At 45.5% G+C, this 12,710-nt stretch carries 9 protein-coding genes; 4 read left to right on the forward strand and 5 right to left on the reverse strand.

Annotation, left to right across the window (positions count from 1 at the left end):
- Positions 1–46: 46 nt before the first annotated feature.
- The 4 genes from glpC to A3K86_RS14465 all read right to left on the reverse strand — a co-directional run bounded on the left by glpC (position 47) and on the right by A3K86_RS14465 (position 5,921).
- Positions 47–1,258 (reverse strand): anaerobic glycerol-3-phosphate dehydrogenase subunit GlpC, encoded by a 1,212-nt coding sequence (glpC, locus tag A3K86_RS14450; protein WP_068332364.1) that lies wholly within the window; start codon positions 1,256–1,258, stop codon positions 47–49.
- Positions 1,255–2,589 carry a glycerol-3-phosphate dehydrogenase subunit GlpB gene (gene glpB / locus A3K86_RS14455; protein WP_068332366.1) on the reverse strand — a complete coding sequence of 445 codons (1,335 nt, stop codon included), beginning with the start codon at positions 2,587–2,589 and terminating at the stop codon, positions 1,255–1,257. The genes glpC and glpB overlap by 4 nt, the downstream gene beginning before the upstream one ends.
- Positions 2,586–4,280, reverse strand: a complete 1,695-nt coding sequence (gene glpA, locus A3K86_RS14460) for an anaerobic glycerol-3-phosphate dehydrogenase subunit A (RefSeq protein ID WP_068332369.1) — start codon at positions 4,278–4,280, stop codon at positions 2,586–2,588. The genes glpB and glpA overlap by 4 nt, the downstream gene beginning before the upstream one ends.
- 462 nt (positions 4,281–4,742) lie before the next feature.
- Positions 4,743–5,921, reverse strand: coding sequence for a GGDEF domain-containing protein (locus A3K86_RS14465; protein ID WP_068332372.1), 1,179 nt, complete (start codon positions 5,919–5,921; stop codon positions 4,743–4,745).
- Positions 5,922–6,217: 296 nt separating this feature from the next.
- Here A3K86_RS14465 and A3K86_RS14470 point away from each other — a divergent pair, with 296 nt between their 5' ends.
- Both A3K86_RS14470 and A3K86_RS14475 read left to right on the forward strand, forming a co-directional pair.
- Positions 6,218–6,883, forward strand: coding sequence for a hypothetical protein (locus tag A3K86_RS14470; protein ID WP_232322001.1), 666 nt, complete (start codon positions 6,218–6,220; stop codon positions 6,881–6,883).
- 188 nt (positions 6,884–7,071) lie between these two features.
- Positions 7,072–7,260 carry a DUF4250 domain-containing protein gene (locus A3K86_RS14475; protein ID WP_068332377.1) on the forward strand — a complete coding sequence of 63 codons (189 nt, stop codon included), beginning with the start codon at positions 7,072–7,074 and terminating at the stop codon, positions 7,258–7,260.
- A gap of 73 nt (positions 7,261–7,333) precedes the next feature.
- On the opposite strand, the gene metR is transcribed toward A3K86_RS14475, so the two are convergent.
- Positions 7,334–8,245 (reverse strand): HTH-type transcriptional regulator MetR, encoded by a 912-nt coding sequence (metR, locus tag A3K86_RS14480; protein ID WP_068332380.1) that lies wholly within the window; start codon positions 8,243–8,245, stop codon positions 7,334–7,336.
- A gap of 232 nt (positions 8,246–8,477) precedes the next feature.
- On the opposite strand from metR, the gene metE reads away from it, so the two are divergent.
- Both metE and A3K86_RS14490 read left to right on the forward strand, forming a co-directional pair.
- Complete coding sequence (metE, locus tag A3K86_RS14485) at positions 8,478–10,814, forward strand: 5-methyltetrahydropteroyltriglutamate--homocysteine S-methyltransferase (protein WP_068332383.1); 2,337 nt, start codon at positions 8,478–8,480, stop codon at positions 10,812–10,814.
- Between the two features lie 231 nt (positions 10,815–11,045).
- On the forward strand, positions 11,046–12,656 hold the full coding sequence (locus tag A3K86_RS14490; RefSeq protein ID WP_068332386.1) for a CHASE domain-containing protein: 1,611 nt from the start codon (positions 11,046–11,048) through the stop codon (positions 12,654–12,656).
- Positions 12,657–12,710 lie beyond the last annotated feature (54 nt).

Here is a 12,710-nt window from a genome sequence, read left to right on the forward strand (position 1 = left end):
GGAACTAATACCCGTTAAAGCTAAGAAATAAGCTAAACGTGCAAGCCTACGCTAAAGCCATTGCCAGGAGGGATACTGGATGAATGGTTTCTAGTTGGGTATTTTCCTCAATCTGCCACTTACAGGTTTCGCAGTCAGTGATAGCGAAATCTGCATTTGATTGTCGAATTTGTTTAAACAAGCTTTCACCGATTGCCATAGACGTATCGTAGTTTTCGGTTTTAAAGCCGTAAGTACCAGCCAAGCCACAACATTGACTATCTAATACTTCCACTTCAAGCCCTGGGATCATCTTGAGTAGCTCAATGGTGTATAAGCTACCGCCTGTGCGCTCAAGGTGACAAGGAGTGTGATAAACCACTTTTTTGTTGATAGGTTTCATCTTCGGCATATCGCCGTTCATGAAGGCTTTAAGCAAGAAGCGCGTTACGTATTCGATGTTATTCGCTACTTTGCTGTTATCCACTTTTAATACGTGTGGATACTCTTCACGCAGAGTGAAAGAACAAGTTGATGACGTTGAAACGATAGGCGCATCGTATTTTTCAATCGCTTCCGCAAACTTCTTCACATTCAATTGCGCGTTTTTCTTTGCTTTGTCGAAAAAGCCATTCGCAATCAAAGGCACGCCGCAGCATTTTTCTTTATCAAGCAATTGCACGCCATAGCTCATTGCATTCATGACTTTGACAAAGTCTTTTCCTAGATCCGGATTGTTGTAATTGACATAACAACCGTGGAAATAGTGAATTTGTTTCGGGTACAGCGCTTGGCTGGTGCAGTTTTGCTTATACCAGCGACGGAATGTGCCGTGCGAGTATTTTGGTAGTGATTTGTGGTCATGAACACCAATGGTGTGGTGCATGGCTTTTTTCACGGGTTTTAACCCAGTGACAGCATTTACGATTGGCGCAAAGGGTGTTGCAACAGAGCCCATTAAGTCGGTATGGCTTAGTACAAAGTCACGAATGGTTTTGATATTAAGCGGCATTTTTGCGTGCTCATCACGAGCTACAGCAATTAAATCACCGATTTTTACACCAGACGGACAAGCAGTTTCACAACGCTTACAGTTAGTACAAAGCTTTAGTGTTTCATCATAAAACTCAGGGCTTTTCATTCGTAGGCGTTCGCCATCAGGCCCACATTGTTTTGGACCTGGGTATTGTGGGTTTGCTTTGGCTACTGGGCAGTAGACAGTACAAACGGTGCATTTGATGCATTGATCAAAGCTAGTGTCTTTTTTTGGAAGGCTCATGCGAATGTCCTTTCTTGTTTTTGTGTTGAAGCCATTGGTTGCGCGTTATGAGCGGCAATCATTTGTTCTGCGACGAAGTGACCTGTGCTAATTGCAACGCCACTGCCACAACCTTCGGTAACCGGATCATAGTGAGCGAGCAGAGCACCAGCGCAGTAAAGGTTTTGAATTTCTTCACCTTTAAGGGTAGGGCGCAGCTGGTTGCTGGTTTTCACGCCCATTTTCATGAATGGGTGTGCTTGCTCACTAAAGAAAGCCTCTTGATACCAGTGATCACGGTGTGCGATATCCGCTAAATCTAGATCGAAAATCGGTTCGCGAACACTATTGCGTTGTGCTTGCATACCGTGGCTAAAGAAGCTGCCTGTCGCGAGTAGATAGTGATCGGCAACTAATGGCATGTCTCTGTGATTACGGGTGTAGATTTTGGTTAAACGACCGTTTTCAAATTCGCCTTTTTGTACCTCATCACCACTTAGTAACAAGCCGCCGAGTGATTTAAAGCGTGATTTCATTGCTTCTTCTAAGCGAATACCTAGTAGTGATGGTGGCATAGTTGGCAATTCGCAAATCGTAAAGCCAGTGAGGCCTTCCAATAACTTGATGGTTGCTGCGCCGTCACCGTTACCAAATACAGATGGCAGTACCACTAAATCAGCTTTGCCGACTTTTTGGATCATGGATTTAGCAAATGCATGCAGTTTGCGCTCATCACGTAATACACGTGAAATATCAATCGAGCGGAATTCACATGGGTTACGTTGCATGATTTCAAAATCAGGTAATTCAACTGCGGCTGTTTTGATTTCTACCTCAGAAAACTGCGGCAGTTTACTTAGGTTATCGGCGGTAAGTTCAGGCTGGAAATCACGGAAGCCATCAAGAGTGACCAGCGCAATGCGGGATAAGCCTTGTTGCGGCGAATACATTGGATACTGATGCACGGTTTGTTGCGATAGCCAAGTTGCACGGAAGGTGCCCATTGGCGTCAAACGCAAATGGTTCATCGCTTCTGGTTGTGCGGTTAACTCAACCCCGCAGTCGCTCATCATGTGCTGATACCAGTTCAGAGCCGTTGTTACCGGCACTTGGCCTAGCTTGCTGTACGGGTGTTGTGGCGCTTGTTGTTGTAGGGCATCAAACGCAGCAAAAGGATGAGTAACCAACTCACCGTCAGGTAGGCGGCTGAGTAAATCGATAGAGCCAGATGAGAAGTGCAGCGCACTTTGACCTGCGGCAATCACCGCGGTTTTCAATCCAGCTTCGGCACAGCGGATCGCACAGCTTAACCCTGCGACACCGCCACCGATGATGATGCTGTCATATTTCATTGTGCAACCTCACTTTGCGCTTGTTGTTCTTTTTCTTGTGGCAGTGTTTGCTGCGCGTTAGATTCAGCTTGAGTTGGGATATCATTCGGAATATCACTGGCACCAAATAGACCTTCGTAGATCCAGTAAGTGAATTCGCCTTCACGCAGTGCATCACCCCAGAAAACAGGTTTGATCCCTTTCCAGCGTTCTTCCAAGAATTCAGTCAGTAGGTGGCTTGATTGGTTGCCTGTCGTTTGTCCGTATTCTGAAAACAAACCTGCCGCGCGGTAAGAACAAAGTTCACCCTGACAAGGCCCCATGCCCACGCGAGTACGACGGCGTAAATCTACTAGGTTATGAACATTTAGGTCTTTAATGGCGTATTCCACTTCGCCACTGGTCACCATTTCACATTCACAAATCACCGCTTGGCTTTTCTTATCGTTCTTTAAGAACTTCTCAGCGCGTTCGCCGTGACGGTAGTAAGCTGATTGATAAATCGGTTTAGCAAGGCTCGCGGTTTTTTGTGCTTTTTTCGGTGCTTGTTCTGAGCCCGGAAGAGGCACTTCATGTGTGGTACATGGCGTGGTGTTACCGAGTTTCTTCGCCACTAAGTCGGTTGCCCATTCCGCCATCATGCGGTAGGTCATTAATTTACCGCCAGTGATAGTCACAAAGCCGTCCATGCCATCGCGCTCAGCGTGGTCGAGCAATACGATACCGCGGCTAATGTTACGACCACTGGTGTCACCATCGACGGCAACCAGTGGGCGGACACCGGCGTAAGCACGAAGTACACGTGTGTTTGCCATGATTGGCGCTAGCTTGGTGCCTTCTTCAAGCAACACGTCGATTTCTTTGCTGGAGACATGGAGATCGTCGATCTTGTCGTAATCAATGCGCTCGGAAGTGGTACCAATGAGCGAAATGGTATCGCCAGGAACTAAGATGTCGGCATCCGAAGGTTTACGACAGCGGTTGATCACCAAGTTGTTAATGCGGTAATCCAAGATCAGCAGCGATCCTTTAGCTGGGAACATCTTGATATTTAGATCGCCGTATTCACAGATTTGTTGACCCCAGATCCCAGCGGCATTGACCACCTGCTTCGCGTAAATATCAAAGCTTTCGCCGGTGCTGGTATTTAAACAGTGCACCCCTTTTACGGTATGACCATCACGGATCAAGCCTGTGACCATGGTGTGGTTAAATAAGCGAGCACCACGTTCGGTCGCATCCAGCACGTTTGAAGAAGCCAAACGGAAAGGGTCCAATGTACCGTCAGGTACTTTTACCGCGCCAATGAGGTTCGGGTTACAGTTTGGCTCAAGACGTAGGGCATCTTGTGGTGAGAGTTGTTCCACATCAATGTCGGCACGGGTACAGGCTTCAATAAAGTTTTTCTGAAAATCTAAATCGTCTTCAGGTAGAGAGATGAACAGCCCTTGCGTGTCTTCAACACAGTGACGTGCAATGTTTTTTAGGATTCGGTTTTCTTGAATACATTCGCGAGCGGATTCTTCGTCCGTTACCGCGTAGCGAGCACCCGAGTGCAATAAGCCGTGGTTACGACCTGTGGTGCCAGAAGCTAAATCATCACGTTCAATCAAGATGCACGGAATACCACGCAAAGCACAGTCACGCATAATGCCTGTACCTGTTGCGCCACCGCCAATAATGACAACGTCTGTTTCATACCAAGTAGTCATGCTCGTTTTCGCTTATTTTTGTAATTGCCACATTTGACCAATGTATAAAAAAGGAATTTGCCGCGTAGGAGAGGGTCAAAGTCCATTTGATAGGGTAAATATGCCACTTTTTATGCGGGTATTATTTGATCTATTACACATTAATGAGCGAACGAGCATTCGTTCGCGCCTTATGTGACGTTGAGCGTATTGGTTTTGCGGTATTTTGAGCGAAGTGAATAAGACTTGTTCATTGCTTTGTGCGTGAAATTGCATTTTCTGCATAAAAAATGCACTAACTTTACGGTCGGCGCAGCTATCAAAGAGGAGGAAAAGGAAATATTGCGCGTTTAAGCCATAGAATGAAGCCCGATTGTACAGCCATCTGTATCTATAACTGTCGAAATGAAACCATGTGGGCGATCGATATTTTCGTTTGATGAACATGACCGCCTGTTGTGCTCACAAGTGAAGCTTGGAGAGCTAGGCTATTTTTCGTCTGCGCTCGGTATGATGGTGAAGCTGACCTAAAGCATGGTAGCGATAGCAATTGCGTCCAGCATCTTTGCATTCGTATAGGGCGCGGTCTGCTCTATCAATGAGGGATGACAGGCTGTCGCCGTGGGTAAAACTACTAATGCCGATGGATGAGGTGATCATCAAATGGGCATTATCGATTTCAATCGCAATCTTAAGGCTGCGGAGTGATTGTAAAGTACGCTCAGCGATCTCAATGGCTTGTTGGTGATCGCAATTCGGTAGGAATAACACAAACTCTTCACCGCCATAGCGACCAAAGAGATCGGTTTTGCGGATCCGCGATTGGATAAATTGGGTAAATCCACGCAACACCATGTCTCCGGCGCCGTGCCCCCATGTGTCGTTCACGCGCTTGAATTTATCAATATCGAATAACAGTACGGTGAAAGGTTGTTTTTCTTGCTCGCAATTCTCCATCGCTTTTTGGGCGAGTTGCAACAGCATGCGGCGGTTATATATGCCCGTTAACGGGTCAAGCGTGGCTTGGCGGTACAAGCGCATCAGCATATAGAGCTTAGATTGTTGCGACCAAATCACCATCAGCGCTAATACGTTTTGTAGCCAGTAACCTGCTAGGTTTTCAGGGGAGAGTAATCGGTTCGCTAAGATATCGACCCCGATTTGGCAGCAGGCAGTGATTGCCATTAAGCCTAAATTTTCTTTCAACGTAATAGGAAAGATAGTCAAAATCGCGACGTGGATAATCGGCAGTAGGGTATAGCCGTAGATAAAGCCGCTGTAGACTTGTGGGAAATCTAGTACCGAAATACTGTAGATATAAAAGATGTTTAAACACAGCACCATGAGCGTAATAAGCTGTTGCGCGTGTTTAAGTTTGGTGCGGTAGTGCGCCTGCCAAGCAATGAATGCCAACATTCCACCAAGACAGAGCCGAGCAATGGCAATAGGGTAACCTTGATCTTGTGGTAGAAAAAAGAGATCAAAAGGTATCCATAGAACGATTAAGATGCCCCAGACAATGCCGAGCAAGGTTAATCGGCTGCGTAAATACCCACCTCGCGTGTTGCGGAAAGTAATACTGTGGGTGCGTGTACTCCACAGATCGGGAAAATAAAGACGAACGGACTGAACGAGTTGTTGCACGTTCTCATGAATAGTCATTACGACTGGTACTTCCTTTTGGCTGCTTCCTTGGTATCACTTTTGCCTGATTGTTAAATAAAACTCAAAGGCTTAGTGAGTATTATGTTCGCAAGTGCTTGTTAGTGTGTTTATTAGCGTTATGCGATTTTTTATAGAATTATTCACTAGATTGAATAGGAACACCGTGAGCTTGATCCCTATTAATTAAGCAAATACTGAATTACCTTGATTACGTGATGTCTGTCGACTTTGTTTCATCGAATTGATGCCGTTATAATCATGCGCCTTATTAATACTGAAAGCGATGCATGCTGATGCCTTACATTATCTTTTTAATTCCTGCTTTATTAGCAGCACAGCTCATTCTTACCTTGGTGCTCAATAAGGGTGAAATTTGCCCTGGGCAACGTGGTCGAGTCCATAAAACCCTACCAGTGCTACTGATTGGCTGGGTACTTGTGATTGTGCAACTACCTCTGGCGGTATTACCTTTGTTAGCACTGACTTACTTCACAGTAAAAGTAAAAACAGGTAAAACACGCGATGCAGGTCCTCTAAACATGCTGACGATTGCGAATGGTTTGGCGGCATTGGCATGGGTCTCTGTGGCACTGCGCGCTAATCTTCCTTTGGCAGGGCTCAGCCTGACTTTAGGTGGCACGTTGGGCGCATTATTAGCACACGTGATGCTGACTCAAGCGCGAACTCGTCTACAAGCTTTCCACCGTCTGCTGCCTTTTGGTGGTTTCGCTGGCGCGATTCTTTCACTACCGTTTTTGCTTTGGTTCCTCAGCCAATTTGATGAAGCGGCATTGGCTGCAATCACCACACCGCTGATTGGTGCTTTGATTGCGATGGTTGTCGCCTTGATTGTTTGGGCGGGTCACTTGTTACTGAATAAAACGGTTAACCGTTGGCAGCTGGTGGGGGCGTTTTGCTTATTAGTGGTCTCTAGCGGTCTTCAACTGAGCTTATTCTAGTCGCTAAGTGTTGACGCACTTGTGCAAATGAAGCCAGCCGATTCGGTTGGCTTTTTTGTACATAGAAAAGCATAGAACCGCTGTGCTTACATCCATGCTTAGCTGCGCATTTTGATGAGCCAAATCTAGCGTGTGAGTGATTCCTGACTAAGCTTAATAGTGGAAGCACAATGTGTGGTGGAGGATGTATGGAGATCAATAACTTACTAAAAATGGACGGACACATAGTTCTTGGCATCGTGAATGAAAAACTACGCCTTGAATGTGATTCCGTTGATGAATTAACCAGCCGATACGAACTTGAGAGCGAAGATCTCATGGATAAAATGGAGCAACTTGGTTTTCATTACGATCCAATCACGAATCAGTTTAAATAAGTTTTCGCTCATTTTAATCTAACGAAGCCAGCACATCCTTGCTGGCTTCTTTGTGTTCGATATTTCTAAGCCATTAAGCGGCTCTAATCCCTTCCAGATGCGTTTGGCACTGCTGTTTTGCGGTAGCAAAGAATGCTTGTAAATAGTGACGTTGTTGCTCTGAAGCACGGATGCCGGCATACAAACGGCGCCATAAGCCATCACCCAAAGGCTTGCTGACAATCAGTCCTTGGCGAGCAAAATCATGAATAGCCCAATTTGGTAATGCGGCAACGCCAAGGTCGGCTGAAACCATTTGTACCAGCATCAGGGTGTTGTCGGCTTGCTTCCACTTGTTAGGTTCGACGTTAGCGGGTTGCAGGAAATGTTTAACCACATCTAAGCGGTTCTTCTGCACGGGATAGCTCAGCATGGTCTGATCGCTGAGATCTTGCGGTGTGATAATACTTTTTTCGGCTAGTGGTGATTGAGGTGACACCACAAGGCGCATTTCAAAATCAAACAGTGGTTCGTAATGCACTTCGGAACGTGGCTGAATATCAGATGTGATCACCAAATCTAACTCGCCAGCCGTTAGTGCGGGGAGAGGCTCGAAGCCAAAGCCAGACGAGAAATCAAGCGTGACTGAAGGCCAATGAATTTGATATTCCTTTAGTGCTGGCATCAACCACTGAAAGCATGAGTGACATTCGATTGCCATATGCAGTCGACCATTGGCATCTTCTTTTAGATTCGCCAATTCATGTTCAGCTTTGGTGATACGCGGGAATATTTCATCAGCAAGCTTTAACAGAATCTCACCTTCAGGAGTGAAGCGTACCGGACGAGTTTTGCGCAGAAAAAGTTGTCCGCCTAATCGCTGCTCAAGATCTTTAAGTTGATGCGATAACGCAGATTGAGTCAGACACAAGGTGTTTGCCGTTGCCGTGAGTGATCCTGTATCGCGAAGCACTGTAAGTGTCCTAAGGTGCTTAAGTTCAATCATTAGATTTGTTCAATTTCCATTTGAATAAATTCATAAAATTCAATCTACCTGCATTTTGTGGCAGTGTAAACATCTAGACGTCTATTGATTGCTGGTATGAATGTAAGCTGAGCTAATATGAGTTTGGTTGATTATGAATTTTCCTCATGTTCAATGTGAACGATTTGCGATTGTTGAAAATAATCAAATCCGTCATTGTTTAGCCATCCAGACTTCTGAAGGAGTTAGAAAAATGACGACGGACTCAAATGTGACAGCAGCACAAACTCAAGTATCAGCGGATTCAAAAACAGTAACTCACATTCTGGGTTACCCACGTATTGGCGCTCAGCGCGAACTCAAATTTGCTTTGGAAAAGTATTGGCGTGGCGAGATTGATCAAAACGAATTAAAAGAAGTGGGTAGCCACTTACGTCATCGCCACTGGCAAGATCAAATTGGCGCAGGGCTTGATTACGTTTCTGTGGGTGATTTTGCATGGTACGACCATGTTCTTAACACCAGCATGCTGCTTGGTCACATCCCACAACGCCACAATAATGGCTTCCCTGATCTTGATACGCTGTTCCGTGTCGGTCGTGGTAAAGCACCAACAGGTTGTGCGTGTGCAGCATCTGACATGACGAAGTGGTTCAACACTAACTACCACTACATTGTGCCGGAATTTACCAAAGATGATGAGTTCAACGTTAGTTGGCTACAACTGTTTGAAGAAGTGGCGGAAGCGAAAAAAGCGGGTCACGATGTCAAACCCGTGTTGTTAGGTCCAGTTTCGTACCTATGGCTAGGGAAAGAAAAACAAGACGACTTTGACCGACTCACGCTGTTGCCGCGTTTGCTAACGGCATACCAACAAATTCTGACTAAGTTAGCAGCGCTCGGTGTTGAGTGGGTGCAAATTGATGAACCGGTTCTTGCGCTGGAATTACCAAAAGAGTGGGCAGACTCCTTTAAATTGGCATACCAAGTGCTGAAAAGTGATGTGAAGCTACTGCTAACGACGTACTTCGATAACATTACCCATCACCTTGATAAAATTGTGGCGCTGGATGTGGATGGTCTTCACCTTGACTTATCAGCTTCACCAGAACAATTAGAGCAAGTGGTCGCACAATTGCCGCAGCACTGGGTATTGTCAGCCGGTGTCATTAATGGCCGTAACGTATGGCGCGCCGATCTTGTTGTTCAACTAGAACGCCTTGCGCCAGTGAAAGCCAAACTAGGTGAGCGTTTATGGGTAGCATCGTCATGTTCATTACTGCACAGCCCCATTGATTTGGAGTTAGAGACAGATATCGATCCGGAAGTGCGTCAATGGTTGTCTTTCGCTAAGCAAAAATGTCGTGAGGTAACGCTAGTAGCGCGTGCGCTTGATGGCGATAAGCTGGCAGTACTTGAGTGTGAAAAATACAGTGCGCCAATTAAAGCACGTGCTACCAGCGAGCGTGTTAATAATGCTGAAGTTCGCCAACGTACTAATGCTATTACTGCCGCTTTGGCTGAGCGTAAAGCACCATATGCGGAACGTGCTCGTCAGCAACGTGCAGCGCTAGGATTGCCACTATTGCCAACCACTACCATTGGCTCATTCCCGCAAACTAACGAAATTCGTACTCAGCGCCGTGATTTTAAAGCGGGTCGTTTAAACGAAGTCGATTACACAGCAGCACTGAAAGCTCATATTGCCGATGCGATTACCCGTCAGGAAGCACTGGATCTCGATGTATTCGTACACGGTGAAGCCGAACGTAACGACATGGTGGAATACTTTGCCGAACTGCTTGAAGGCTTTGCGGTGACTCGCTTTGGTTGGGTACAGAGCTATGGTTCACGTTGTGTGAAACCTGCGGTGGTGGTATCAGATATTTACCGTGCTAAACCAATGACAGTAGAGTGGGCGACGTATGCGCAATCACTGACAGATAAACCCGTGAAAGGGATGCTGACAGGCCCTGTAACGATCCTTGGCTGGACCTTCCCGCGCGAAGATATAACTCGCGAGCAAATTGCTAACCAAATTGCATTGGCACTACGTGATGAGGTGGCAGATCTTCAACAAGCGGGTATCAACATCATTCAAATTGATGAGCCAGCTATTCGTGAAGGGTTACCGCTAAAAGCGAGCCAATGGCAAGCGTATCTTGATTGGGCTGTGAATGCCTTTAAGATTTCCGCCGCAAGTGCAGAGCCTGCAACACAGATTCACACTCACATGTGTTACAGCGAGTTTAACCACATCATTGAGTCAGTGGCAGCCTTGGATGCGGATGTGATCACCATTGAGACTTCGCGCTCAGATATGGAGCTACTAAAAGCATTTGAAGAGTTCGCGTATCCGAATGAAATTGGTCCTGGTGTGTACGACATTCACTCGCCAAACATCCCTTCGGTTGAACAGATTGTTCACTTGATTGAGAAAGCAGAAGGTTTGATCCCGGCTGAGCGTTTATGGATTAACCCAGACTGTGGTTTGAAGACGCGTAACTGGCAAGAAACGGAAGCGGCATTAACGAATTTAGTGAAAGCTGCCAAGCAGTTAAGGAAGCAATGGCAGGCGAAGGCGGTATAAATAACCGAGACTGAATAAGGTGTAAATCACGGTTTATATTTTCTTACAAAGGCGCTTGATAAGCGTCTTTTCTATTTGCAGGAAGATGGCGACAAATAATGGATAAATAGCATGATTTTTAAGGTGAATAATAAAAACTGTTGATGAGAGTAAAATAATGGCATTGCAGACTGGTAATTGACTGATTTTGCTCTAACAATAGAGGTACAAAAATAATTGGAAAGGAATCCAATGGGACGTCGCCTCTACTACATTACCGTTATTTCTACAATTGTTGGTGTTGTATTATCCAGTGTCTTCTTTTGGTTGTTTTATCAGGTTGAAACAAAGAATATTGAGCGTGAATTTCAAGATGAAGTGAACGACAAGGCTTTATCGTATTATAAAGGATTACAATTTCATCTCGAGGGAGTCTACGCGCTAAAGTCTCACTTTGATAATAATGAAATTCTCACCGCCAGCGCCTTTGCCAATAATTCGGCGTTCATTCTTAGCCGCCATAACAAGGTGAAAGCATTAGAGTGGATACCCAAAGTCGCACACCAAGAAAGAAGCGCGTACGAGCAGCAAGGTAAGCGCAACTATCCTCAATTTAGCATCACGGAGCGCTTGGCATCAGGCATTATGGTGCCAGCTTCTATTCGTGAGTATTACTATCCGGTTTACTATTTAGAACCACTTGAAGGCAATCGGGCTGCGCTTGGGTACGATATGAGTTCAAATGCCCAGCGTCGTGAGGTGATGTACCGTGCGATTGAAAGTGGCAATATGGAAATATCTGAGGGTGTGAAGTTAGTCCAGTCAGAAAATAATGATATTGGTGTACTTGCGTTATTGCCTGTATATCAAGACCTTGCACAACCTAAAAACGAATTGAATTTAAAAGGTTTTATATTAGGGGTATTTGATCTTTCGTCGATATTTTCTTCAATATATCGCGGTGGCGAAAATACAGAGTTAGCCCTTAATCTTTGGGATACCACGATACCTGCCAAACGTACTTTGTTATTCGCGCGGCAAATAGAAGGTGAAGCGCAGCAGTCATTATTGCCGCAATACCGTTATACCCGCTCAGTAATGGATTTAGGTGGACGTCGCTGGGTATTAGAAGCGACACCGTCAGAGCTGTATTTTTCCGAGCGTCGCACTCAAACACCGTTTTGGGTATTTGTAGCGGGAAACCTATTTTTTGGTTTATCAAGTTGGTTAGCTTTTGTCGCCGCAAAGAAAAATCAGCAGACCCAAAATGCGTTGGATGAGAAAAACATACAACTCAATGAAGCCAATGAAAAGTTGGAGCGATTGACGAAAACCGATGCGCTAACGGGGATCGCTAATCGCCGCTACTTTGACGAATATTTCCAGCAAGAGTTTTTGCGGGCAAAGCGGGAGAAAAAGCCATTAGCTTTATTGGTGTTGGATATCGATGCCTTTAAGGCGTTTAACGATACTTATGGCCATCAAGCAGGGGATCGTTGCTTACGTTTAGTGGCGACAGAGCTTGAGCGTATTTTAAAGCGTCCTGCTGATCATATTGCCCGTATAGGCGGTGAGGAGTTTGCTATTTTGCTGCCTAATACCAATAACGGTGAAGTGGTTGCTCGGCAGTGTAAAGTAGCGATCGAGCGGCTTGCCATTGAGCATAAGAGCGCAGAGCACGCGAAAATTGTGACTATTTCTGTTGGTGTCGTTTCAGGCTGTAAACTAGAAAATCACACCCCAGATACTTTGTTTAATCTTGCTGATTCGGCGTTGTACCAAGCTAAGTCAGCAGGCAGAAATACGGTGCGTGCCATCAGCGTTTTACCGAATCCAAAACCTGAATTAATGACTTTGTGTTAGTGCCTTTCTGTTAGTGTCTTTGTGTGACAGAAAAAGGGTAATAAAAAAAGCGAA

It is taken from the genome of Photobacterium jeanii, assembly GCF_001650345.1.
Classification (GTDB): Bacteria; Pseudomonadota; Gammaproteobacteria; order Enterobacterales; family Vibrionaceae; genus Photobacterium; species Photobacterium jeanii.